Genomic DNA, 24,754 nt, shown 5'->3' with positions numbered 1-24,754 from the left:
ACAACAAGAGGGCAGTGCTATGCGCAGTAGTGTTAATCGGAGCTTGAACAGCAAGACCACGTCGTTCCACGAGATCCCGGTGGTTGACTTGACCACGCTGCTGGACGGCACGGACTGCCAGAAGGTAGCCAGGGAAATTGGCCATATCTGCGAAAATATCGGCTTTCTCTACATCAAGAACCACGGTGTTCCGAAAAGCCTGATCGAAGACGCCTACCGGCTTACCGCCGAGCTGTTCGCGCTGCCCGCCGAGGAGAAGGAAAAGCTCAGCATCGTCCACCACGGTGAAGTGTTCCGCGGCTACATTCCGATGTACACGGAGAACGCCGACCCGCAGAACACCCGGGACCGCAAGGAAGCCTACGATTTGGGTAAACACTACGATGAAGTGTCGCGCTTCTTCGGCCCCAACCCGATTCCGCCCACCATCGCCGGCTTTCGCGAAGTGTTCGAGCTGTACCACGAGCACATGATGCGCCTGGCCCGCAAACTGATCAGTGCCATTGCCCTGAGCCTCGACCTGCCGCCGGATTACTTCGAAAAGTTGCAGCGCAAACCGATCACCATTCACCGCCTGAACTACTACCCGCCGCAGAACGGGCCACTGTCCCTGGGTGAGCTGGGCACAGGCGCGCACACTGACTATGGCTTCCTGACCATCCTGCACCAGGACAACATCGGTGGCCTGCAAGTGCAGAACCGTGATGGCGATTGGGTGAGCGCGCCTCCGGTGGACGACACCTTCGTCGTCAACATCGGCGACCTGGTGCAAACATTGACCAATGACCGTTACCCTGCCACGTTCCACCGGGTGATCAATACCACCGGCAAGGCGCGCTACTCGATTCCGTTCTTCATCGACATGGATTACGACGCCGTGGTCGAGCCTGTGCCGACCTGCGTGTCGCCAAGCAACCCGGCCAAGTATCAGCCCTACACCTGCGGTAACTACAAGTACGGAAAATTCCTGGCCACCTACACGCACTTGCAAACGGCCTAACGGTTGGGGGAATTGAACCGGGCCCGACGCGCCATGCGCTTCGGGCCTTGTTCATGCCTGGCTGTACATGGCCTCGACCAGCTGGCGCAATTGCTCGCAACGCTGCGTTGTCCAGGGGGCCGAGAAGTTGAGCGCCATGAAGTTCGCGAAGGCTCCCGCAGGCGAGAAGAACGGCCCGGGTATGAAGGCAAAGGTGTCGCTGGTGGCGGTCTGGGCGAGCTTCATCGAATCGAAGCCGCGCGGCCCCCTGACCCAGCACATGTAGCCACCGTGGGGGGCGGAGACAGTCACCTTGCCAGCCGAGGCCGCCTTGAGCAGGCCCATGCCTTGCTGCATGCGCTGGCCCAGTTTCAGGCACGTGGCGCGCAGGTCACGCTCGGCCTTGCGCCCCGCCAGGTACTCGGCCAGCGCCGCCTGCAGCGCCGGGTGGGGGAGGTAGGTGGCGCCCAGGTGACGGTTGGCGCTCATCTGCGCCGCGTATTGGCCTGCCATGACCCAACCGATTTCGAAAGCAGAGGAAAGGTACGATGCCGTGCCACCGAACTGCACCACCGTGGCGCCGCTGTCGAACTCCGCCAACGAGGCGTTGCGCAGCGCACCATGGCCGAGCTCGGCCGCCATGTCGTTCTCGATGATCACGGCACCGTGACGCCGGGCGGCGGCCACCAGCCGTTCCAGGGTCGCCCGGCTGTAGGTCACGCCGGTGGGGAAGCGGTTGCAGCCCATCAGCACGCACAGCTTGACGCCTGTGCTGTTGAGGATGTGCTCGAACTGCTCGGGGTCGATGCCCAGTTGCGGGTGCGAATAGATCTCCAGCGCCTTGATGCCCCGGTGGCGCAGGCTTTCCAGCACCGGGTGGAACGACGGGCTTTCCACCAGCACCGGGCTTGCGCCTTGCGCCAGGCTGTCGAGGCAGAGGTTGAACGCCTCCATGGCCGAGCGGGTGACGATCACCTGGTGCGGCTCGCAGAACAGCTCCCTGCGCCCGGCCCGTTGCAGCAGGGCTGCAATCAGATGCGGGTGGCCGTCTGGCGCCTGTTCCGGGCGCGGGTGAGTATGCAGCAAGGCGCGACGCAAGGTTTTGTTCAACCCTTCGCTGTCGACCAGTTCGGCATCTGGCAGCGTGGCCGCCGAAGCCAGGGCATGAAAGTGCGGGCGCGCCAGGGATTCATCCAATGCCCGCACGGTGTCGGCAGGCATTACTGGCATGTCTTTGGCGAAGCGATGCACGCTGGTTTTGCCGGGGCTGCACAGGTAGAAACCGGAGCGGTCGCGGGACTGGCACAGGCCCTGGGATTCCAGCAATTCGTAGGCGCGGTAGGCGGTGACGACACTGCAGCCGGTTTCGCTGGCCAAGCGGCGCAGGGACGGCAGCTTGGCGCCTGGGGCGATCAGGCCGGCGTCGATGCGTTTGCGCAGCAGCTCGGCAATGGCTCTGAAACGCTGCATGGGGTCCCCCATCTGTACTACTTGAAATCACAAAAATGTGTGCATTGTAGTACAGGTGGTGGCTCGCTACAGTCCTCTCAACCGGTAACGCTGGGAGGGTCCCATGGAACAGTTCGTGATCATCGGCGGCGGCGCGGCCGCCCACCAGGCGGCAAGAAGCCTGCTACAAGCCAAACCCCAGGCGCGCCTTGCGATGGTGAGCCAGGAGCCGCAGTTGCCTTATGACAGGCCTCATCTTTCCAAGGGTTTTCTGACTGGTGACAGCCTGTCGCCGGCCATGCTTGGCGGGCACGAGCTGTACGGCGAGCCGCGCGTGGAGTGGCTGGGCGGGGCATCGGTGGGCGAGATCGACCGCGATAATGCACGGGTGCACCTGGGAAGCGGCGCAGCACTGGCCTACGACAAGCTGATAATTGCCACCGGCTCTCGTGTGCGCAGGCTTCCCAGTGAAGTGGCCCGGGCGCCGGTGCATTACCTGCGAACGTTCGAGGATGCGCTGGCGCTGCGCAGCCAACTGGTCAGCGAGGCCCGCGTGGTGATCATCGGGGGTGGTTTCATTGGCCTGGAAGTGGCCGCTGCTGCCCGCCAGCGCGGCTGCCGGGTGACGGTGATCGAGGCGCAGGCACACCTGCTGGCGCGCACCGGGTGCGCGGCGCTGAGCCATTGGGCCCAGGCGCTGCATGTGGAAAACGGGGTGGAGGTTCAGTTGCAGGCGCAGGTGGCGGCCATCGAGCCTGGCCCATTGGGCAAGGCCCGGGTGCAAACCTCGGCCGGGCCTGTGCTGGCCGATGTGGTGGTGGTGGGCATTGGCGTGCAAGCCAATGCGGAACTGGCCCAGGCCTGTGGCCTGGACGTGGCCGATGGCATCGTTGTCGACAGGGCCTGCGCGACCCGCGACCCGGCCATTTTCGCAGCGGGGGAGATTACCTGCTACCCGGTCACCCACCTGGGCGTGCGCACCCGCTCGGAGTCCTGGACGGCCGCCGGGGAGCAGGGCAGCGTGGCTGGCCGCGCTGCCGCAGGCGATGCGGCGGCAGCCTATGGTGAGATGCCGTGGCTGTGGTCCGACCAGTACAGCAGCACCCTGCAGTGCCTGGGCCTGCCGCAGTTGGCAGGCAAGTACGCCTACCTGGGTGATGTGCACGCCGGGCAGTGGCTGGCATTGGGGTGGGATGATGAAGATCGTCTGGTGTGCGCCATTGCCGCGAATCGCAACCGCGATATCTCGGCGATCCGGCGCGCAATCAAGCGCAACGAGCCCCTTGCCGAGCTGTACGCTTCGGCCTTGGTTTCGGCGCAACGCACAACAGGGGAACGCACCCCGGCACGGAGGGTTGTCTGATGGAAGCTGTCTGGACCAAAGTCTGCGAAGCGCAGCAGGTGTTGCCGGATTCGCCGTTCGCCTGTGAAGTCGATGGCAAGATGATTGCCGTCTACCAGGTCGAAGAGCGTTACTACGCCACCGAAAATGTGTGCCCGCATGCCTACGCGCTGCTGTCGGACGGCTGGCTGGAGGGCACCGAAATCGAATGCCCGCTGCACGGCGCGCGCTTCGATATCCAGAGCGGGGCGGTGCTGGAGGGGCCTGCCGAGTGCGGCCTGAAAACCTACGCCGTGCGCGTTGAGGCCGGCGAAGTGCAGTGCATCATTCCGGCCTGAACCGAACATCCATCCGCGAGGAACGCTTATGCATGTGATCGACGCTTTGAGAACCGATTTCTACGAAGTCGAGTTGAACGGCACGCCCGCCAGCAGCGGTGATGTGTTCGCCAACTGGAACGCCCACGACCGCCTGGGCGTATTGATTTACGAGCCGCTGGCCGCGCTTGGCGCCACCCACCTGATCCAGCTGGCGTGCATGTGCTTTTACGATTCCAAGCCAGTTCGCCGCACCGAGCGCAAGGTCTACCCGGAGATGTTCGCCATTCACGTGGGGGGCTGGTGGGGAGGGCACGGCAACTTCGACTTCTGGCCGCCCCGGCGCGAGATCCAGGTGGCGGATGACCCACGCGAGGTGCTGGGCGCCTTGAACGACTTCGGCATTACCCGCCTGGCGTTGCCGGAGCGCCCGGTGCGCGACATTACCCACCGGCGCAAGGAAGAAGACTGCGCACTGGACCGGCTGGTAACGGCGGTAATGTACAGCCCAAGTGGCCGGGTTGCCGCGCCGGACTTCACCATCCGCAGCAACAACCGGCGCAGCGAGCGGGATGTGCAGCGGGTGATCCACCCGGCCCAGCTTTCCGAGCAGAGCATCGCCCAGCTGGAAAAAACGGCGGTGCCGGTGAAGGAAACGGATGCCGATTTCATGCCGCGCCAGATAGCGCTGAACGTCAACGTCAGCGAGGCCTTGCGCGCGCAGGCCGAACGCAATCGCGATGCGCTCAAGGTCGATGGGCTGATCACCGAGTCGTACCGGTTCGCCGACCTGGCGCAATCGCTCAAGTGCCTGTGATCGGTGGCCACACCTTGTGGGCGCTCGGCTTTTGGTGTCATATCGGCTGGGTTGCAGAGTATTTCGCCGCGCCAGCCGCCTTACGGCTGGCCTTACCTCACGGGAGAAAACGATGAAACTGTTCTACACGCCAGGTGCCTGCTCACTCTCGCCGCACATCGTGCTCAACGAACTGGGCTTGCCCTACACCGCCGAAAAGGTCGACCTCAAGCAGCACACCACGGCCAGCGGCGCGGATTTCTACGCCATCAACGCCAAGGGCTACGTGCCAGCCTTGCAACTGGACAACGGTGAGGTGCTCACCGAGGGCCCGGCCATTATCCAGTACCTGGCCGACCAGAAGCCCCAGGCTGGCTTGCTGCCGCAAGCGGGGTCGCTGGAGCGGGCGCGGGTGCAGGAGTGGCTGAACTTCATCGGCACCGAGTTGCACAAGACCCTTGCCGCGCTGTTCAACCCGAGCATCACCCCGGAGGCCAGAAGCAAGACCGTGGAAACCTTCGGCAAGCGCCTGGGGGTAGTGGACAAGGCCTTGCAAGGCAAGGACTACCTGGGTGGCCAGCATTTCAGCGTGGCGGATGCCTACCTGTTCACCATCGTCAACTGGGCACCGATGTTGAAGGTCGACCTATCCCCCTGGCCGGCCGTGGTCGCGTTCCAGAAGCGCGTTGCCAGCCGCCCGGCGGTGCACAAGACCCTGGAAGCGGAAGGCTTGATCTGACGGTTGCGTTGGCTGCAATTCAGGCCCAGGCCGGCGCCGCCCCGGTAGGAGCGAGCGTAGCTCGCGATGGGGCGCGCAGCGGCCCCAGGGTTTCAGCTTCGCGGCTTGGTACGCCGGGGCTGCTTTGCAGCCCATCGCGAGCTGCGCTCGCTCCTACAACGATGGCTTTGGCCCTGGCGAGATTAAAGTGGGCGGTTATCGAACGCTCCAGTGAAAAATTTTCTTTGGCATCAAGCCGTTGAAATGGCTACCTACTGAAAGCACCCGTGCGCTTGGCCGCTATCGCCCGCCTGGAACCGAGCCTGTCTGTTCCTATTTCGGCCACCGGGCTCCAGTGGGCAATTGCACGGGGTGCTGGCAGGGCGGGGAGGGCATTCTGCCCCCGAAAACACTGAGGGCTACTCGACACTTCGCGTTGAAATCACTCATTGCGCCTGCATGCACAAAAGTCCGAACAGAGAGCGTTTCACTCAACAGTAATTGTGTTGGAATGACCTCGGGCTAGCATTATTTCAATGCGCAAAACTACTCGCCTTAAGTCTAGCAATAAGACGACAAAGCCTTCTAAAACAGGCTTTTCAGCGTTTTAAAAAGTTAACTACACATTTAGTAACATGTGATACGGTGCCGCCGCCCAAAAAGGGGAGCCTATGCCTATCCCTCTTGGGCAGCTTCCCATTCATTGGTAATTCCCATGCTTAGTAGACGAGAGTTCTTTGTCTCCAGCGGCGCTGGCATGATGCTGCTGACGCTGGGCGCACCCAAACTTCTGCCCAAGGCCCTGGCGGCCGGCGGCGCCCTTGAAGTCCCTGCTGCCCCGGCCCCATTCATCTCACTCGCAGACCAGCTTTCCGGCCAGATCGGTGTCGATCGCGAGCTGATCGACCTGGTGCACCAGAAGCTTCAGCCAACGCTGCCCGGCCTTGACCGATTGGTCGAGCAACTGCTGGCCACGCTTCCTGAACTGTCCGCCCTCCCGACCCCGGCCGAGCGCCTGCAAACGCTGGCCAGCCTGAACCCGGACCTGAAAAGCCTGTTCCTGCGCCTGAACACTGCGCTGTACCTGGGCACCGTCGAGGACGGTGACGGGGTGCGCGAATGTGTCGCCTTCGAAAGCGTGGCGGCCTACCAGGCAGTGTCCGATTTCGTCCAGCCCCCAAGCTACTGCACCTCAAGCCCGAACTTCTGGGTCAACCCCCCTGCCTACGCCCTGCAAAAAGATAGCGAACGCCATGCCTGATTCGAATTCCACCCCCCTGTCGGCCGATGTGGTCATCATCGGTGCCGGCGCCGCCGGTGGCGCTGCGGCCGTCAAGTTGCTGCGCAAGGGCCTGTCGGTGCTGATGCTGGAAGCCGGCGCACCGTTGGACCAAGCCATGCTGGTGTCCAACTATCGCAATGGCGCGTACAAGAACAACCACATGGCGCCGTACCCGATGATGCCCTGGGCGCCGCACCCGAACTTCGTCCCGCACGACAACGGCTACCTGATCCAGAAGGGCCCGGCCCCGTATACCGCGCAATTCATTCGCGGTGTGGGCGGCACCACCTGGCATTGGGCAGGGCAGGCCTGGCGCCTGATTCCCAACGACTTTCGCATGCAGAGCCTGTATGGCCAGTCGGTCGACTGGCCCATCAGCTACGACGACCTCGAACCCTATTACTGCGAAGCGGAAATTGAGATGGGCGTCTCCGGTGGCGGCACGCTGGCCGGTGACTACGGCTCGCCGCGCTCGATGCCTTACCCGATGGACGTGTTGCCGTTGCCCTACGGCTTCGAGCGCCTGCGCCAACGCTACGAAGCGGTAGGCCTGGAGCTGCTGCCTGGCCCGCAAGCGCGCAACAGCGCGGCCTACGACGATCGCCCGGCGTGCTGCGGCAACAACAACTGCATGCCCATTTGCCCAATCGGCGCCCAGTACAACGGCAGCATGTCGGTGCGCCGCGCCCAGGGGCTGGGCCTGAACCTGATCAGCAACGCGGTGGTGTTCAAGCTTGAAACCGGGGAGGGCAACCGTATCGTCGCGGCGCATTTCATCGACCAGCACAAAGCGGTACACCGGGTTACCGGCAAGCATTTCCTGCTCACCGCCAATGCCATGGAAAGCGTGAAGATCCTGCTGATGTCCAAGGATGAGCGCAACCCCAACGGCGTGGCCAACGGCACCGACCAGGTTGGCCGCCGCTTGATGGACCACCCGGCGAGCGCCGTCGAGTACCTTGCCGACGAACCCCTGTACATCGGCCGTGGCCCAATGTGCCCAGGCAGCATCAACAACACCCGCGATGGCGCTTTCCGCAGCGAGCGCTCGGCCTTGCGCATCGATGTGCACAACGACAACCCGACCCGCTACCTGACCGAGAAATATGTGGCCCAGGGTTACTACGGCAAGGAACTGAACGAGAAGATCAAGCGCGATGGCGAACGCTTCGTGCTGCTCAAGTCGATGTTCGAGATGCTCCCAGACCCGGAAAACCGCATCGTCCTGAGCGACCAGAAAGACGCCTGGGGCATTCCGAAAATGGAAATCCACTACCGCTTCCCCGATTACGTGCACCGTGGCTACGACGTTTGCCGCGAGCACTTCGCCGACTGCGTGAGCGCATCCGGTGGCACCGAGGTGAAGTTCTCCGAGCGCGGCCAGTACACCAACAGCCAGCACATTACCGGCACCCTGAGCATGGGCAGCGACCCGCACACCTCGGTGTGCAACAAGCTGGCCCAGGCCCACGACCACGACAACCTGTACTTCGGGGGCACCGGCGTGATGCCGACCGCGGCGCTGGTCAACTCGACGCTGACCGGGGTGGCGCTGTCGCTGCTGGCCGCCGACAGCATCATCAAGGCTTCGGTGTGAGGAGCGGCGCATGCTGATGAAAGCAGGATCGACAAAACGCCGCGCCCGCTGGCGGGTGCTGGCATTGACCGGTGTCGCCGTGGCCGTGGCCGTAGGCATCGGAGCAGGTGGCGTGATCTGGAAGCAATCGCAGGTCGAAATGCCCACCGCCAGGCCCGGGCAGGACAGCGCAGCATTGATCGAGCGTGGCCGCGCCGTGGCGTTGGCCTCGGATTGCGTGGCTTGCCACACCGTCGATGCGCGCAAGCCCTATGCCGGTGGCATGGCCTTCGACACACCGTTTGGCAGGCTCTATTCGACCAACATCACCCAGGACCCGGTCAACGGCATCGGCAGCTTCACTGACGCCGAGATCGTCGGCTCGGTGCGCAATGGCATCTCCCAGCACGGCAGGCGCTTGTACCCGGCCATGCCGTACACCTCGTACACCGGCATGTCCGACGACGACGCCCTGGCACTGGTGGCCTACCTGCGCACGCTCAAGCCAATCGACAGCAAGCCGCCAGAAAACACCATGGGCTTCCCGTTCAACCAGCGTTGGGCCATGGCCTTCTGGAACGTGATGAACTTCCAGTCCGGGCGCCAGTTGCCGGTGGCGGGCAAGAGCCCGCAGTGGAACCGGGGGGCCTACCTGGTGCAAAGCCTGGAGCACTGCGGTGAATGCCACACCCCGCGCAACTTCATCCAAGGCCTTGGCCACCCGGACCTGGGCGGTGGCAACCTGGGGGCCTGGAAGGCCTACGACATCACCGGCGGGCAAAGCGGTGTCGGCTCCTGGAGCGATGACGAGCTGTTCACCTACCTCAAGACCGGCGCCGTGCATGGCAAGGCCAACGCTGCAGGCCCAATGGCCGAGGCGGTGGAAAACAGCCTGAACCACTTGCCCGATGCCGACCTGCACGCCATGGTCGCCTACCTGCGCGACCTGCCGGCTAGTGGCGCCCCGGGCAGCGCGCCTGCGCGTACCGGCCAGGGCCAGGCCTACACTGGCACCACCGCGCTGCGCGCCAGCCACCCGCAGTACGACCCAGGCAGCGACGCATTGGGCGGCGAGGTGATGTTCAACGCCAACTGCGCCACCTGCCACGCGGTCACCGGCAAGGGTGTGGGCGAATACCCACGGCTGTTCGGCAACAGCGTGCTGGGCGCCGCCGAGCCCACCAACCTGGTGTCGGTGCTGCTGCACGGCGTGCACCGCAAGGTCGACGGCCAGGAGGTGTTCATGCCGGGCTTTGCCAACCTCAGCGATGCCCAGCTTGCGACCCTGAGCACCTTCCTGTTCAAGCAGTTCGGCAACTCCGAGGTGGCCGTTACCGCCGCGCAGGTGGCCGAGCTGCGCTGAGGCGCTTTCCTCACGTGCCCGGTTGGCCGGGCGCGTTTTCAATGTCATCAGGAGAATTTCATGTTCGTACGATTGCTGTTGTCCGCCACGCTGGCCCTGGGCGTCTGTGCTGGCGCCCAGGCTGGCGGCCCGGTCGCGTTGCCTTCGACCAAGCAACTGGACCTGGCGGCTGCCGAGCGTATCGCCCAGGCTGCTGACCAGTACGCCAAGCAACAGGGTTGGGTAGGTTCGATCGCCGTGGTCGACAACGCCGGTTACCCCATTGTCGTTCGCCGCATGGACGGTGCCACCGCGATCAGCGCTGAGCTGGCCATGCGCAAGGCCAAGGCCTCGGCGCTGTTCGGCGCGCCCAGCGTGAACTTTGAAAACCGCGTGAACGATGGCCACCCGGCGCTGTTGGCCCTGGACGTTACCACCTTGGCCGGCGGCCAGCCGATTCTGGTGGAGGGCAAGGTGATTGGTGCGGTGGGGGTTAGCACGGCGGTGGGGGCGCACGACGACCCGATTGCCGTGGCGGGCAGCCATGCCCTGGAGGGGGCACGCTGATTCCCCACTCGCCGCCTCGACAAGCCCGCTCCCACAGGACCCGGTAGGAGCGAGCGCAGCTCGCGATGGGCTGCAAAGCAGCCCCAGCGTGATGAATTGCGAAGCTGAAGACCTGGGGCCGCTGCGCGCCCCATCGCGAGCTGCGCTCGCTCCTACCGGGGTCGCGATGCGCCGCAGCGGCGCGCCATCGCGAGCGCCTGCAATGCCTTAGAAGTCCACTGTCGTCGACAACTGATAGGTCCGCGAAGCCCCCAGCCCAAGGCTCTGGGTCAGCGGCACCCCCCAGTAGTCCTTGTCGCCAAGGTTGGTGATGTTCGTGCGCACGGTCACAGGCTTGCTGGCAACGTGGGTGACGTAGCGGGCACCGGCGTCGAAGATCGTGTAGCCCGGAATCGACAGGCTGTTGCTGGCATCGAGGTACTGCTTGGACTGTGAAGTCACGTTACCGGTCAAGGTCAGCCCTTCCAGCCATGGGATATCGACCTCAATGCCCAGCTTGCCCTGCAGCTTGGGGTAGGCGGTGGCGGTCTTGCCGTCGTTGCTGCCACCTTGGGTCTTGGTCAGTTTCGGGTCGACATGGGCCACGCCACCCATCAGGCGCAGGCTGGGCAGGGGCGCGCCGAAGAAGCTCCACTCCACGCCACGGTTACGCTGTTCGCCACCGAACGAGTAGATGTTGGTCACCGGGTCGGTCATGCTGCCTGGGCGCTTGATTTCGTAGAGCGCCAGGGTGTGGCTGAACGTGCCCAGGTCGAGTTTGAGGCCGACTTCCTTCTGCTTGGACTTGTACGGCGCGAACACATCGCCGTAGTTGGCCGCGGTAATGGGCGCCGCCGCGCCTTTGCTCAGGCCCTCGATGTAGTTGGCATACAGCGACAACTCATCGGTCAGCTTGAACAGCACGGCCGCCGCTGGGGTGGTGGCATGGGTGTCGTAGCCGGGCTTGTTGCGTGCACCGGTGGTGACGTTGAAGGTATCGGTGACCACTTCCTGGCGACGGACACCGAGGGTCAGCTGCACGCGCTCATCCAGCACCGACAAGGTGTCGGCGATGCCGTAGCTTTTCAGGTCGTTTTCCGTGTGGGCAATCGCTGGCCAGGCTTCGGGTGCCTTCGGGCCCCAGACCGGGTGGTAGAGGTTGGTGGTCCAGCTGGCGCCTGCGCCACGGCGGCCGAAGTCCTTTTGCGTGTCACTGTACTCGGTAGCATTGAGCGACCACTGGTGGCCAATGCCGAAGGTGTCGAAATGCCCACGCAGGCCCACTTCGGCCGACGTCTTGTGGATCTGCATCTGCAACTGGCCCATGTCGGTCCTGAAATCGCCGGCGCTGTTGAGCACCGTGGCGGTCAGCGCCCCGCTATAGTGGTAGTCGGTCTTGCTGGTGCCGAAGGCACCGTAGGCCAGCAGTTGGTCGCTCAATTCGTACTCGCCGCGCAAGATCAGGCCCTTGTCCTTGGTTTCGACATAGGCCCAGTCGGGGTTGAGCAGCGTGTTGTTGCTCGGTGGCCTGGGCACGGGCACACCGGCTGCCAGGCCCATGCCGCGGTTCTGGCCGCGGATATGGTCGTCGGTGTCGAACAGGTCAAGCGACAGCTTGGCACGCTCACCGCGCCAGTCCAGGGCCAGTGCAGACAACACATTGCGCTGGCGCTGGTCGTCCATGGCGGTGTCGCCGTCGCGGTACATGCCGTTGAAGCGCACGCCGAACTGGTTGCCTTCGCCGAAGCGTCGGCCAACGTCGACATGGCCACCCAGCTGGCTGTCTGAGGCGTAGGTGGCCGTTACGCGGGTCAGCGGCGTGTCACCGGCACGCTTGGGAATGAGGTTGACGATACCGCCCACCGAGCCACCCGGCGGCATGCCGTTGAGCAGCGCCGAGGGGCCCTTGAGCACTTCGATGCGCTCGTACATTTCCGGTGAGGCACGGTAGTAGGGCGCCATGCCGAACAGGCCATCGACGGTCATGTCGCTGACGCTGGTCTGGAAGCCGCGAATCGAGTAGTTCTCGCTGTAGGTGCCGGTCAGGCCGTTGCTGAACACCGAGGGGTCGGTGGCGGCAATCACATCGGTGATGTCTCGGGCCTGCAGGTCCTGGATATAGGCGTCGGTGTAGCTGACCGTGCTGAACGGCGTTTCCATGAAGTCTTTGTTGCCCAGCAGGCCGACACGTCCACCCGTGGCCACCTGGCCACCGGCATACACCGGCGGTAGCGTGTCGGCGGCGTTGGCCTGGGCGTCGATCAAGGTGGCGGGCAGTTCAGCGGCGGTGGTTTTTTCTTCACCCGCTTGGTGTGCGGGGCTGCTGGCGGTGTCGGCATGTGCGGCCATGGGCGCCAGTGTGCAGCTGCCAAGGGCCAGGCCGATGAACACGGCATGTGCCAGGGGGGTGCGTTGCAAGGCAGCAACGCTCAGGGCAGGGGACGGAACAGTATGCAAGGGACGGTTGGGCACGCGGTGGCTCCAGGTGGGCGGATGGCAGATTGGTTTTTGGTTTTGTGAAGCGAAGACGAAAGGCAAATGAGAATCAGCTGATTACATGAGCAGGGCGGTGAGAGCGGTCATGGCCTAGTCCTGGTAGCCCTTGATCACGTCATCCGCGATCAGCGCCAGTGAGGTGGGGCTGGCGGCGGTGACGTACCAGGCTTCGGGGTCGACGAACACAACGCGGCCGTGCTTCCAGGCGTTGGTTTGGCGCAGCAGTGGGTTGGCCAGCGTTTCAGCCGTCAGCAGCGGGCGGTGCTCCATCACGGCGGTGCGGTCTACCACATAGAGAATGTCGGGGTTGGCCTGCTGGATGAACTCGCTGGAAATCGGCTGGCCGTGCAGGCCAGTGTCCAGGGTGGCGGTGGCCGGTTTGACGCCCAGGTCGTTGAAGATGAAGCCATAGCGCGAGTGCACGCCAAAGGCGCTGAAGGCACCGTTGTTATGCAGTACCACCAGTGCCCGTTCCGGGCGGTCGCGGGTCACGCTGCGCACTTCGGCCAGCTTGGCTTGCAGTTCGGCGACTTTTGCCTGGGCCACGGCCTGCTTGCCAAACACCTGGCCGAGGCTGGCCAGGTGCTGCTGGATCACTTGCACATGGCCGGCCTCGCTGTCGCGGTAATCCACATCGAAGTGCAGGGTTGGCGCCATTTCGCTCAGCTCGGCGTAGTGGTTGGCCTGAAGGGAGGTGATCAGAATCAGGTCGGGGTGGGCGGCATGCACCCGCTCAAGGTTGGGCTGTACGATCGAGCCGACATCCGCTGTTGCCGTGGCGTCCTTGTAGCGGGCCAGAAAGTGCGGCACGAAATCCTTGGGCATGCCGGCCACGGGCACGCCCAGTTGGTCGAGGAAGTCCACTTCGTTCATGTCCAGGGCCACGGCGCGCTGGGGTAATTGGCTGACCACCGTGGTGCCCAGCTTGTGTTGCACGGTCACCGGCGCATAGTCGCCATGGGCAGCGTGTGGCACGGTGGCTGCCGTGGGCTCGTTGCAGCCGTGCAGGGCCAGGGTGGCGCCAAGCAGCAACGCCAAAGGCCAGCCGCTGGCCAGTTGATTGCGGTTCATCGCAGTTCTCCGGGGGGGTTGAAGTAGTTGCACAAGCGGCCGCTCGCGCTGTGGCTGATTTCGAAATCCAGCCCGTACAGCGCCTGCAGCTGTTGTTCGGTCACCACCTGGTCGACGCTGCCACTGCAATGCACCCGCCCGCCCTGCATGGCGACGATGTGGTCGGAGTAGGCCGCGGCGAAGTTGATGTCATGCACCACCAGGATCACCGTGCGGCCGAATTCGTCGCACAGCCGGCGCAGGTTGCGCATGATCTGCACGGCGTGGCGCATGTCGAGGTTGTTCAGCGGCTCGTCGAGCAGCAGGTAATCGGTTTGCTGGGCAATGGTCATGGCCAGGAACGCCAATTGCCGCTGGCCGCCGCTCAGTTCGTCGAGGTAGGCCTGGCGCAGTGGCTCCAGGGCCAGAAAGGCAATGGCTTGGTCGATCGCCTGGCGGTCTTCCCGGGTGAGTGCGCCGCGGCTGTAGGGAAAGCGGCCGAAGGCGACCAGCTCATCGACGGTCAGGCGCAGGTTCACCTCCACCGCCTGGCGCAGCGTGGCCACGCGCCGGGCGTAGGCACCGATGGACAGGTGGCCGATGCTTTGCCCGTCCAGGCGGATCTCACCGCTGCTTGGCTTGAGCAGCCGCGCCAGCATCATCAGCAACGACGTCTTGCCGGCGCCGTTGGGGCCAATCAGCGAAGTCAGCTGCTGGCGTGGAAAACAGGCGTTGACGCCATTCAACACGGCCTTGTCGCCGTAACGCTTGTACAGGTCATGGACAGTAATCATGCGGCTCCCCGGTTACGCACCATCAGGGCAAGGAAGTAGGTGCCACACACCAGGTTCACGAGAATGCCGACGGTGGTCCTGTAGTTGAAGGCGTGCTCGACCAGCAACTGGGCGGCGATGAACACGGCAATGGCCACGGCGCTGCCGAGCGCCAGGGTGGTGCGGTGGCGGAACGTGCCGGCCACGGCGTAGGTGATGTTGGCGACGAACACCCCCATGAACGCGGTAGGCCCAAGCAGGCTGGTGGATACCGCGACCAGCGCCGCAATCAGTGCCAGCAGCAGGCGCACGTTGCGCTGGTAGTCAACGCCCAGGGAAATGGCCTGGTCGCGCCCCAGTACCAGCACGTCCAGTACCGGTATGGCCTTGGCCAGCAACCCGCACAGCCCGGCAACCAGCACGGCGCAGTTCAGCAACAGTTGCGGCGAAGCGCGGTTGAACGAGGCCTGGGTGTAGCCCAGCAGCATCGAGAACTCGCCAGGGCTGGCTTTCAGCTGCACGAATTGGGTCAAGGTGCCCATGACCAGGGTCAGCACCAGGCCGACCAGCAGCAGGAAGTAGACGTTGCCGTTGGCGCTGCGCAACAGCCAGCGGTGCAGCGCCCAGGAGTACCCCAGCATCACCAGCAGCGCGATCAGGAAGTTACCCTGGTTGCCGAGCAGCGCCTGCCCCTGTACGCCCAGGGCCAGTACCAGGAGTGCCTGCAGCAGCAGGTACACGGCTTCATAGCCCATGATCGCCGGGGTCAGGATGCGGTTGCCGGACAGGGTTTGGAAGGCGATGGCCGAGCAGGCCACGCACACCCCGCCGATCACCATGGCGGCCAGCCGTGCCAGGCGCTTGGGGATCACATAGGTGAAGTCCAGCCCGGCGTTGACGAACACGAACACGATGGCCAGGGCGAGCACCGCCAGCCAGATGCAGTGACGGGCTTTCATCGCTGCCTCCAGAGGATCAGCCCGAGGAAAATCAGCCCGCCCAGGCTACCTGCCGTGAGGCCAATGGGCACTTCGAACGGGTAGATCAGCAGCCGCCCAAGCAGGTCACATACCAGCAGCAGCGATGCCCCTCCCAGTGCCACCAGCGGCAGGGTCCTGCGCAGGTTATCGCCACATTGCAGGGCCACCAGGTTCGGCACAACCAGGCCGACGAAGGGAATGGCGCCGACCGCGATCACACTGGCCGACACGGTCACCGCCACCAGCAGCAGGCCAAGCGTGACGTTGGCGGTGTAGTTCAGGCCCAGGCTGGTGGCCATGCCTTCGCCCATGCCGAGCACGGTGAAGCGCTGGGCATACAGGTAGGTGAGCAGCACGATGGGCAGGATCAGGTAGAGGATTTCATAGTGGCCTTGCACCACCTTGGAAAAATCACCCAGTAACCAGCCCTGCATGCTTTGCAGCAGGTTGAAGCGGTAGGCATAGAATTCGGCCAGCGCACTGAGCACACCGCCATACATCAGGCCAATCACAGGCACCAACACGGCGTTGCGGGCGCGCAGGCGGCGGATGATGGCAACGAACAGCAGGCTGGCGGCAAAGCACACGGCCAGGGCGAACAGCATGCGCTGCAGCGCCCCGGCTGCTGGCGCCAAACCCAGCGACAGCAGGATGCCCAGGCGGGCGGCATCCAGCCCACCGGTGGTACCTGGTTCGACGAAGCGGTTGCGCACGATCTGCTGCACAATCACCCCGCAAGTTGCCAGGCCCACGCCGACCAGCAGCAACGCGGCCAGGCGTGGCAGGCGGCTGGCGGTCAGGGTCAGCCAGGCGTCGCCGTGCAAGGTTGACAGTTGCGCCCAGGCCAGCTCACGGGCACCAACCGCCAGGGAGGCCAGGCACAACAGCAGGAACGCAACGAGCCATGCCACACGCATCAAGGCTGGTCCGCCTGCGGCGCATTGATACGCCAGCCGTTGGCCGCGTGACGTTGGGCCAGGAAGCGTGCGAAGTAGCCGCCGCTGGCACGCAATGCCGCCGGTGAGCCTTGCTCGACAACCTGGCCGGCCTCCAGCACCACGATATGGTCGGCCATGGCCACGGTGCTGAGCTGGTGCGCGATGACCACCTGCGTGCAACGCCCACGCAGGTTGTGCAGGGTTTGCGCGATCAGGGCCTGGTTATGGGCATCGAGCGCGGCGGTGGCTTCATCCACCAGCAGCACGGGGGCTTGCTTGATCAAGGCGCGGGCGATGGTCACACGCTGGCGTTCGCCACCCGACAACCGTGTTCCCCCTTCACCCACGGCCGTGGCCAGGCCATCGGGCAGCTGTGCGATGACAGTCGCCAGCCCCGCCATGCGCGCGGCTTGCAGTACCTCGGCATCGCTGGCGTCGGGTTTGCCGATGCGGATGTTGTCGGCGATGCTGCCTTGGAACAGCCAGGTGTCCTGCAGCACCTGGCTGACGCTGGCGGCCAGGCTGGCGCGGGCCATCCTGCGCACGTCCACGCCGCCAATACGCACACTGCCGCCGGTGGCATCGAAGCAGCGTGCGATCAAGCGCAGCAGCGAGGTTTTGCCCGAGCCTGAGGCGCCGATGATTGCCGTCATGCTGCCGGCCGGGATGTGCAGGCTCACGCCACGCAGCACGTCGTGGCTGCTGGCGCTGTAGCGCAGGTGCACGTGATCCAGGTCGATGGCAGCGTCCGCTGGTTGTTCAGGCGATGGGGGCTGGGGAAGCGGTTCGGCTGACAGAATCCGTTCGATTTCCTGCAGGTGGCCATGGGCGCCGCGGAGGATCTCGACATGGCTGGCCACGTCCTGCAGCGGGTCGATGAAGCGGCAGACCATTGCCAGCGCCACGGTCACCACCACGGCGTCTTGCACCTGCCCACCTGGCAGCTCGGCCAGCCATGACCCGGCAGCCGCCAGCAGCGCGGCGAAGGTCGCCTGCACCGCCCAACTGTTGAGCAGCGCCGCCAGTGCCGCGCGGACGATCAAGCCCCTGCCACTGTCGCGCTGGCGCTCCAGGCTGTGTGCCAGCAGGCGGGTGCCGCCGCCGTCTCCATTGAATGCGCGCACCACCGATTGGGCCTGGGCGAACTCGACCATGCGCTGGCTGGCGGCAGCGAAGTGCTGCTTGAAGGTGCGATCGGCGTGGCGCCCCAGGCGAGCGCTGAACAGCGCGGTTGCGACCAAGGCCGGCAGTGCCAGCAGGGCGACCAGGCCCAGCGCTGGGTGCAAGGCAAACAGCACGGCCAGCAGCACCAGCGGGGTGACGCTGCCACAGATCAGCGGCGTCAGCACATGGGCCGGCAGCTGGGCCACGGCCATGGTGCCCTGGGTGATGACGTGCCCCAGCCGTGCGCTGTTGGCGGGGGTGAACCAGCCCAGTGGCAGTTGCGCCACATGGGCGCCAAGGTGCTGGCGGCCGTCTTGCAGCACTGCCACCGCCAAGCCGATGCCGGCCTGTTCTACCCGGCGTCGCCAGGCCCAGCACAACGCCATGCCGACGGTCAGGCCGATCAGCCAGGCAGCGGCGGCGCGCATCTCGTTGTGCAGCAGGTGCAGCATGACCGGCGCCAGGGCGCTGAGGGTCAGGCCACTGAAAACCCCATACAGCACGGTCATGACCAGGTAGCGGCGGGCGGCTTGGGCATTGTCGCCCAGCAGCCGAATGAAGGTTTTCAGCATGTCGGCAGCGCCTTGCTCTCGGTGTCTTGGTAACCCCCCTGCGCCCACAACTGGGCATACAACCCTTGGCGGGCCAACAGCTCGTCGTGTTTGCCCTGTTCACACAGCGTGCCTTGGTCGAGCACCAGGATCTGGTCGGCGTGCATGACCGTGTCCAGCCGGTGGGCGATGACCAGCAGGGTGCGGCCCTGGGCGAAGTGGGCGAGGGCGTCTTGAATCGCGGCTTCGCTTTCGGCGTCGGCAGCGGCGGTGGCTTCGTCCAGCACCAGCAGCGGCGGGTCGAGCAACACCGCACGGGCGATGCTCAGGCGCTGCTGTTCGCCACCAGACAATTGCGCGTCCTCACCCACGACCGAGTCATAGCCGCGTGGCAGTTGCAGGATGCGCGAGTGAATATTGGCCAGGCGCGCTGCCGCTTCGATTTGCGCGCGGGTTGCGCCTGGCCGGCCGAGGGCGATGTTGTCGGCCACGCTGGCATGCAACAGCCGAACCTCCTGCAACACGAAGCCGATGCGCCGGTACAGCTCTGGGCTGGCGACCTGGCGCAGGTCGACGCCACCCAGGGTAATGCGCCCGGCATCCGGGTCGAAGAAGCGCAGCAGCAAGCGCGCCAGGGTCGACTTGCCGGCGCCGGAAGGGCCGATGATGGCGGTGGTGGTGCCGGGGGCCAAGGTAAAGCTGATATCGCTGAGCACGTTGCTACCGGGCGCGAAAGCATGGCTGACCTGCTCCACGCGCACTTCGCTGCCATTGGGCAAGGTGCAGGTGGCAGGCGTCGCCAGCACGGGGGTGGCCAGCAGCGCTTGGAGCCGCTGGGCGGCGGCAACGGCCGTGTTCAGGTCATGGGTGATGAAGTGCAGCAGCTGCAAGGGCGCGCACAGCCCTGGGGTAACCAGGGCGAACGGCAGGATCTGCAGCGGCTCGATCCAGCCCAGGGCGACGAACAGCATGCCGGCCAGCAGTACCACGCCCAGCACCGTTACCGGTGCGATCAAGGCATTGGCACGGGCCATGGCCGTAACCAATGGGCGGGTGAAGCCGGTAAAGGTCGCGGCGAAGTCATCCACTGCGGCGCGGTAGCGGTCCTGGGCGTTGCCATGATCGCCAAATGCCTTGACCAGCGGCATGCCGTTGACGAACTCGACCACGGAGTTGTCGATGCGGGCCATGCCCGCCGCCACATCGCCCATGTGCTGCGCGCTGGCCTTGACTGCCCGGTGCAGGAACAGGAAGAACGCCGGGAACGGCAGCAAGGCGATCAGCGCCAGGCGCCAGTCCATGGCGACCAGGTAGATCACCGACACCAGCACGGCGCCCACGGCACGGCCTAGCGTGGTGAAGAAGTGCGCGGTCAGGCTGTGCAGGGTGCCAATGTCGTCCTGCATGGCCCGCTTCACCTCGCTCGACGTGCGCTCACTGAACCAGCCGAGCGGCACCTGCATCAAACGTTGGCCGATCGCCAAGCGCAGCCGGTGGGTGAGGTGGTTGTCGGCCTGGTGCGCCAAGAACTCACCGGCGGTGATCAGTGCCATGCCGACGAAAACGCTGGCAACGCTGACGGCGATGGTCCAGCCAATGGCACCTGCCGTGCCCGTGGCATAAATGGCCAATTGCCCGATGTGCGCGATGCCTGCGAGCGGCACCAGGGTCAGCATCGAGCCGCAGGCGGCCAGCAAGGTAGCAATCAGCAAACGCCCGCGAACAGGTGCGAGCACAAGCCCCAGGGGGCCGAGGAAAGGGGACGAGTCAGACATGAAACAGGCCCTGCAAAAGCGATCAGCGAATTAGTTGCATGACTATAAACTAATTTGCGAAAACCCGACAAGACGGCTACAAGACGGTCTTCAGAAAGCCCGGAGGAGCTGATGCAACCACCCCAACGCACACCTGCACGCGGTCGCCCCCGCACGATTACCCGCGAACGGATAGCCGAGGTCAGCATCGCCATCGGTTTGCCCAACCTCACCTTCGTCGGTGTGGCTGCTGCCTTGGGGGTGAGCCATATGGCGCTCTACAAGCACGTGGCGAACATCGAGGCACTCAAGTGCCTGGTGGCCGAGGAGATCTTCCAGCGCTGGCAAATCCCGCGGGCAGACGATCCGTGCGGTGAAGACTTGCAGGCCTACCTGATCCGCTTCGCCACATCGGTGCAGGCATTCGTCAAGGCTCACCCGGGGCTGACGCCGTATGTGATCCGCAGGCTGGCGGCGACGGAGGCGATGATTGGCAAGATCAACGAACACCAGGCGCATATCGCCCAGGCCTATGGGTTGAGCCTGGAACGCTCGCGCTGGCTACTGTCGACCGTGGCATTCCATGGCTTTGCCGTGTCCGACACGGTGTACACGGTGTCGGGGCGCGAGCCGCTGCTGGGCGTTGACCGGGGCGAGGAAGAGTCGGAGATGGAGGTCGAGCTTCTGGAGGGGATGAAGGCGCTTATCGTTGGCGCGTTGATGTTGCACGGGGGGGCTTGAGGGGCGTGTGGTGTTTGGATGTGTTCGGCTTGGGATTTTCAGCGCTGTGAGATCGAGCGCCGCCCACGCGGCGCTTCGCGAGCTGCGCTCGCTCCTACCAAGGCGGCGCCGGGCTGCTCACTGCTTTACATTCAGTTCGTATGATAATAAGGTTTTTAATCATACGAAGCGTATGTATGCAGCTGAATCAGTTCGGCTGGCCATCGATAAGGAGCGTCGACCATGTTCAGTACCTACCGTGGGTTGTTCCAGGCAAAAGGCGCGAAGGGGTTCGTCCTGGCCGGGCTATTGGCCAGGATCCCATTACCGATGACCGGTATCGGAATCATCACCCTGCTGTCGCAGGTCCGTGGCAGCTACGGCCTGGCAGGGGCCGTTTCGGCGACCTTCGTGATGACCTATGCCCTGGTCTCGCCACAGATCTCGCGCCTGGTCGACCGCTACGGTCAGCGCCGGGTATTGCCGGCTGCTGCCGCGGTAAGCGTGCTGGGTATCCTGCTGCTACTGGCCTGCAGTGACCTGCAGGGCGCCGACTGGACGTTGTTCGCTGGCGCCGCTCTGGCCGGCTTCATGCCCAGTATGTCGGCGATGGTGCGCGCACGCTGGACTGCCATCTACCGCGGCAAGCCGCAGTTGCAGACGGCCTTTTCCCTTGAAACCGTGCTCGATGAGGTGACCTTCATTGCCGGCCCACCGATTTCAGTGGGATTGAGCGTGGCCGTGTTACCCCAGGCCGGGCCTCTGGCTGCTGCGGTATTGCTGGCCATGGGTGTCGCTGCCCTGGTAGTGCAGGTGAGTACCGAGCCGCCGGTAGAGGCCACCGCGACCCGCGGCCGGGACAGCGTGTCGGTGATTCGCCTCGCCGATGTGCGGCTGCTGACCCTGCTGATGGTTGCCATGGGTGTGATCGTCGGGACTGTCGATATCGTCAGCGTGGCCTTTGCCGAACACAGGGGCACACCGGCTGCAGCCAGCGTGGTGCTGTCCTGCTATGCCATGGGTTCCTGCGTGGCGGGGCTGGCGTTTGGGGCCACGAAATGGCAGACGCCCTTGCGCAAGCTGCTCCTGTTGGGTGGCGCAGCCACCGCGCTGACCACGTTGCCGTTGCTGCTGGCGGGGAACATTTTCGAGCTGGCCGCCGCAGTGCTGGTCGCCGGCCTGTTCTTTGCCCCGACCATGATCGTGGCGATGTCGCTGGTGGAGCGTGTTGTGCCAGAACGCAAATTGACCGAAGGCATGACCTGGCTGCTTGCTGGCCTCAATGTCGGCGTTGCCGCTGGGGCCGCGGCCTCAGGCCAGGTGGTCGATCTGCTGGGCGCCAAGGCAGGTTTCAACGTTGCGCTCTGCGCTGGCTTGGCGGTCTTGCTGGTAGCTTTGTGGGGCTATTTCAGCATGCGCGATCGATCTGAGCAGGTGTCCTATGGGGTTTGACGGATCTTTAGCATTCGCTGAAATCGAATGGAGCCTGCAATCATGAGTACCACTGCATCGGCCGGCGCCAAGTCGACGGCCTGTCACCCCTGGCTGGCGGTCACTGCCGTAGGCTTGGCAACCTTCTCTGTGGTTACCACCGAAATGCTTCCCGTCGGTTTGCTGACGGCGATAGCCGAATCCCTGGAGATCTCGACGGGCGCAGCAGGGCTGATGATCACCTTGCCTGCGCTGTTGGCAGCGCTGTTCGCGCCGCTGGTAGTGATTGCGGCCGGGCGCCTGGACCGCCGATGGATCTTGTGCAGCCTGCTGGGGCTGTTGGTGATCGCCAACGTTGTGTCGGCATTGGCACCTACTATGCCTTGGATGCTCGCTGCTCGGGTTCTGGTGGGGCTGTGCATGGGCGGGATCTGGGCGATTGCCGGTGGCCTTGCTGCGCGGCTGGTGCCAGGCCGCTCGATAGGTTTGGCCACCGCGATCATCTTTGGCGGAGTGGCGGCGGCGTCGGTGTTGGGCGTGCCAGTGGGGGCGCTGATCGGCGACCTGGCTGGGTGGCGTTGGGCGTTCGGCAGCATGGCTATGCTCTGCGCACTTGTGCTACTGATTCACCTAGCCGTCCTCCCGCGCTTGCCAGTGAACAGCTCGGTAAGGCCGAGCCAGTTCGCCGCGCTGTTGGGCAACCGTACATTGCTCGCCGGGCTTGCCTTGACCTTGCTGTTGGTGGCAGGGCACTTCATGGCCTTCACCTTCGTCCGCCCCTTGTTGCTCTCAGTGTCGGGGGTTGGCGTGCAGTGGATTAGCGTGCTTCTGTTCGCCTACGGCATTGCCGGCATTATCGGCAACTTTCTCGCCGGCCTCGGCGCTGCGCATTCTACCTTGCGTACGCTCATGGCGATTGCCGTCGGGCTGCTCCTGACACCGATATTATTGCTTGCTCTGGGGGGCTCGCCTGTTGGCAGTGGGGTGCTGTTGATGGTTTGGGGGCTGGCCTATGGTGGGGTGTCGGTGAGCCTGATGACCTGGATGATGAAAGCCGCACCAGGGGCAGTGGAGGTCGCTACCGCGTTGTATGTCGGGGTGTTCAATGTGGGCATTGCACTTGGCTCGTGGGGCGGTGGGCAAGCCGTCGACAGGCTCGGTCTGGCGACCAATCTGTGGTTCGCCAGCGCCCTGGCCGGGCTGGCATTGCTGCTGGCTTGTGTCATCGGCGTTGGCAATGGCAAACGGCAGGCGGACAGCCGTGCCCAATCCTCCACGTAGCGTTACCTGGGCCTGGGTATGCTTGCCAGCGCACCTGACGATCATGACAATGCACGCAGGCTGTATCGGTAGATCAGCATCCCCTTGAGCCGCGTTATCAACTGGAGCCGCTGGATGGTTCGCCGTACCCGTGCCGCAATGGAACAAACCCGCGCCTTGTTGTTGGAAACGGCACGCCAGGTATTCACTGAGCGCGGATATGCCGATACCTCGATGGATGACCTGACCGCGCAGGCGGGCCTGACGCGGGGGGCGCTGTACCATCACTTTGGCGACAAGCAGGGCTTGCTCAAGGCGGTTGTCGATCAGCTAGATGCCGAGATGGATGAGCGGCTGCGCGCCATTACCGACACCGCCGATGATGCCTGGGACGGCTTTCATCGGCGCTGCCGCGCCTACCTCGAAATGGCGCTGGAACCGCCCATCCAGAGGATCGTGCTGCGTGATGCAAGGGCCGTGTTGGGCGTTGGCTCACCGGATGCCCAACAGCATTGTGTGGAGTCGATGCAACACCTGATAGAAAACCTGATCGAGCAGGGCGTGGTAGCTGATGTCCCCGCGCAGGCGCTGGCCTCGTTGATTTATGGCAGCTTGGCAGAAGCGGCCGTATGGATAGCTGAGGCAGAAGACGGGCCTATGCGCCTCGCTCAAGCGACCACGGCACTGGAGCTGCTGATGCGCGGTTTGTTGAAAGATCATGGGACGGCTAGCTATTAACTTGGCTTTCTAAAAGCTGGCGTGAAAATCCCTGTAGGAGCGGGCTTGTCCCGCGAAGCAGGCGACGCGGTGTATGGCACCGGCTGCGCCGGTGTTCGCGGGGCAAGCCCGCTCCTACAGGGCATGCAGCGCGACTGCTGGCACGGTTCCCTGCGCGACAGCGCAGCCCGTAGGGCCGGGCAGGCTCCTATGGAAAAATCGTAACTATCTGATTCAACTGGTATTTCTGTAGGGGCGGGCTTGTCCCGCGAAGCAGGCGACGCGGTGTATGGCACCGGCTGCGCCGGTGTTCGCGGGGCAAGCCCACTCCTACAGGGCATTGAACTGCGGCGCGACTGCTGGCACGGTTCCCTGCGCGACAGCGCAGCCCGCAGGGCTGGGTTATCTCCCACAATTATTGCTGTTGGGCTCAACGGCGGCTTCGAGTCCAGGCTGTGTGAAAACGCCAGTAAGTACGTCGAGTAGCGAAAGAAGCTGGGACCCCCTGTAAATTCAGCAGATCTAAGTGCAGATCTACCTCAGTCGGGCACCAGGCGCGACCTGTGCTATCCG

General features: G+C 64.3%; 21 protein-coding genes. 13 read left to right on the top strand and 8 right to left on the bottom strand.

Going from position 1 to position 24,754, the window contains the following annotated elements; all coding sequences use genetic code 11:
* Positions 1-43: 43 nt before the first annotated feature.
* Positions 44-1,000 carry an isopenicillin N synthase family oxygenase gene (locus F3J44_RS21720; protein WP_205300048.1) on the top strand — a complete coding sequence of 319 codons (957 nt, stop codon included), beginning with the start codon at positions 44-46 and terminating at the stop codon, positions 998-1,000.
* A 51-nt stretch (positions 1,001-1,051) separates the two neighbouring features.
* On the opposite strand, the gene F3J44_RS21715 is transcribed toward F3J44_RS21720, so the two are convergent.
* A complete protein-coding gene (locus F3J44_RS21715) occupies positions 1,052-2,449 on the bottom strand; it encodes a PLP-dependent aminotransferase family protein (RefSeq protein ID WP_167275927.1) in 1,398 nt (465 codons plus the stop codon).
* Positions 2,450-2,552: 103 nt separating this feature from the next.
* On the opposite strand from F3J44_RS21715, the gene F3J44_RS21710 reads away from it, so the two are divergent.
* The 8 genes from F3J44_RS21710 (at position 2,553) to F3J44_RS21675 (ending at position 10,368) form a co-directional block, all read left to right on the top strand.
* Entirely contained in the window at positions 2,553-3,791 is a 1,239-nt protein-coding gene (locus F3J44_RS21710; protein WP_167275924.1) for an NAD(P)/FAD-dependent oxidoreductase, read from the top strand.
* Complete coding sequence (locus F3J44_RS21705) at positions 3,791-4,108, top strand: non-heme iron oxygenase ferredoxin subunit (protein ID WP_167057755.1); 318 nt, start codon at positions 3,791-3,793, stop codon at positions 4,106-4,108. Before F3J44_RS21710 ends, F3J44_RS21705 begins: the two co-directional genes overlap by 1 nt.
* A gap of 28 nt (positions 4,109-4,136) precedes the next feature.
* Positions 4,137-4,904, top strand: coding sequence for a hypothetical protein (locus F3J44_RS21700; RefSeq protein ID WP_167057754.1), 768 nt, complete (start codon positions 4,137-4,139; stop codon positions 4,902-4,904).
* Positions 4,905-5,016: 112 nt separating this feature from the next.
* Positions 5,017-5,622: a glutathione transferase GstA gene (gstA, locus tag F3J44_RS21695; protein ID WP_167275921.1), complete on the top strand. Its 606-nt coding sequence runs from the start codon at positions 5,017-5,019 to the stop codon at positions 5,620-5,622.
* A 694-nt stretch (positions 5,623-6,316) separates the two neighbouring features.
* Positions 6,317-6,862: a sugar dehydrogenase complex small subunit gene (locus F3J44_RS21690; protein ID WP_167275919.1), complete on the top strand. Its 546-nt coding sequence runs from the start codon at positions 6,317-6,319 to the stop codon at positions 6,860-6,862.
* On the top strand, positions 6,855-8,480 hold the full coding sequence (locus tag F3J44_RS21685) for a GMC family oxidoreductase (RefSeq protein WP_167275916.1): 1,626 nt from the start codon (positions 6,855-6,857) through the stop codon (positions 8,478-8,480). The genes F3J44_RS21690 and F3J44_RS21685 overlap by 8 nt, the downstream gene beginning before the upstream one ends.
* 10 nt (positions 8,481-8,490) lie before the next feature.
* On the top strand, positions 8,491-9,822 hold the full coding sequence (locus F3J44_RS21680; RefSeq protein ID WP_167275913.1) for a cytochrome c: 1,332 nt from the start codon (positions 8,491-8,493) through the stop codon (positions 9,820-9,822).
* A gap of 60 nt (positions 9,823-9,882) precedes the next feature.
* Positions 9,883-10,368: a heme-binding protein gene (locus F3J44_RS21675; RefSeq protein WP_167057749.1), complete on the top strand. Its 486-nt coding sequence runs from the start codon at positions 9,883-9,885 to the stop codon at positions 10,366-10,368.
* A gap of 207 nt (positions 10,369-10,575) precedes the next feature.
* On the opposite strand, the gene F3J44_RS21670 is transcribed toward F3J44_RS21675, so the two are convergent.
* The 7 genes from F3J44_RS21670 to F3J44_RS21640 all read right to left on the bottom strand — a co-directional run bounded on the left by F3J44_RS21670 (position 10,576) and on the right by F3J44_RS21640 (position 20,074).
* Positions 10,576-12,819, bottom strand: coding sequence for a TonB-dependent siderophore receptor (locus tag F3J44_RS21670; RefSeq protein ID WP_205300047.1), 2,244 nt, complete (start codon positions 12,817-12,819; stop codon positions 10,576-10,578).
* A gap of 114 nt (positions 12,820-12,933) precedes the next feature.
* Positions 12,934-13,914, bottom strand: a complete 981-nt coding sequence (locus tag F3J44_RS21665; protein ID WP_167275910.1) for a siderophore ABC transporter substrate-binding protein — start codon at positions 13,912-13,914, stop codon at positions 12,934-12,936.
* Positions 13,911-14,687 (bottom strand): ABC transporter ATP-binding protein, encoded by a 777-nt coding sequence (locus tag F3J44_RS21660; protein ID WP_167275907.1) that lies wholly within the window; start codon positions 14,685-14,687, stop codon positions 13,911-13,913. The genes F3J44_RS21665 and F3J44_RS21660 overlap by 4 nt, the downstream gene beginning before the upstream one ends.
* Positions 14,684-15,625, bottom strand: coding sequence for an iron chelate uptake ABC transporter family permease subunit (locus tag F3J44_RS21655; protein WP_167275905.1), 942 nt, complete (start codon positions 15,623-15,625; stop codon positions 14,684-14,686). The genes F3J44_RS21660 and F3J44_RS21655 overlap by 4 nt, the downstream gene beginning before the upstream one ends.
* Positions 15,622-16,563 carry an ABC transporter permease gene (locus F3J44_RS21650; RefSeq protein WP_167275903.1) on the bottom strand — a complete coding sequence of 314 codons (942 nt, stop codon included), beginning with the start codon at positions 16,561-16,563 and terminating at the stop codon, positions 15,622-15,624. Before F3J44_RS21650 ends, F3J44_RS21655 begins: the two co-directional genes overlap by 4 nt.
* Complete coding sequence (locus F3J44_RS21645; RefSeq protein WP_167275901.1) at positions 16,563-18,320, bottom strand: ABC transporter ATP-binding protein; 1,758 nt, start codon at positions 18,318-18,320, stop codon at positions 16,563-16,565. Before F3J44_RS21645 ends, F3J44_RS21650 begins: the two co-directional genes overlap by 1 nt.
* The gene (locus F3J44_RS21640) at positions 18,314-20,074 is read right to left on the bottom strand and encodes an ABC transporter ATP-binding protein (RefSeq protein WP_167275898.1); all 1,761 of its coding nucleotides are present in this window, start codon (positions 20,072-20,074) and stop codon (positions 18,314-18,316) included. The genes F3J44_RS21645 and F3J44_RS21640 overlap by 7 nt, the downstream gene beginning before the upstream one ends.
* 111 nt (positions 20,075-20,185) lie before the next feature.
* On the opposite strand from F3J44_RS21640, the gene F3J44_RS29935 reads away from it, so the two are divergent.
* The 4 genes from F3J44_RS29935 to F3J44_RS21620 all read left to right on the top strand — a co-directional run bounded on the left by F3J44_RS29935 (position 20,186) and on the right by F3J44_RS21620 (position 24,202).
* The gene (locus F3J44_RS29935; protein ID WP_167275895.1) at positions 20,186-20,794 is read left to right on the top strand and encodes a TetR/AcrR family transcriptional regulator; all 609 of its coding nucleotides are present in this window, start codon (positions 20,186-20,188) and stop codon (positions 20,792-20,794) included.
* 222 nt (positions 20,795-21,016) lie between these two features.
* Positions 21,017-22,225 (top strand): MFS transporter, encoded by a 1,209-nt coding sequence (locus F3J44_RS21630; protein WP_167275893.1) that lies wholly within the window; start codon positions 21,017-21,019, stop codon positions 22,223-22,225.
* Between the two features lie 42 nt (positions 22,226-22,267).
* The gene (locus F3J44_RS21625) at positions 22,268-23,485 is read left to right on the top strand and encodes an MFS transporter (protein ID WP_167276126.1); all 1,218 of its coding nucleotides are present in this window, start codon (positions 22,268-22,270) and stop codon (positions 23,483-23,485) included.
* A 114-nt stretch (positions 23,486-23,599) separates the two neighbouring features.
* The gene (locus F3J44_RS21620) at positions 23,600-24,202 is read left to right on the top strand and encodes a TetR/AcrR family transcriptional regulator (protein ID WP_167275890.1); all 603 of its coding nucleotides are present in this window, start codon (positions 23,600-23,602) and stop codon (positions 24,200-24,202) included.
* Positions 24,203-24,754 lie beyond the last annotated feature (552 nt).

It is taken from the genome of Pantoea sp. Tr-811 (assembly GCF_011752535.1).
Taxonomy (GTDB): domain Bacteria; phylum Pseudomonadota; class Gammaproteobacteria; order Pseudomonadales; family Pseudomonadaceae; genus Aquipseudomonas.
The sequence above is the reverse complement of the archived record's forward strand: the minus strand, read 5'-3'. Positions and strand labels throughout refer to the sequence as shown.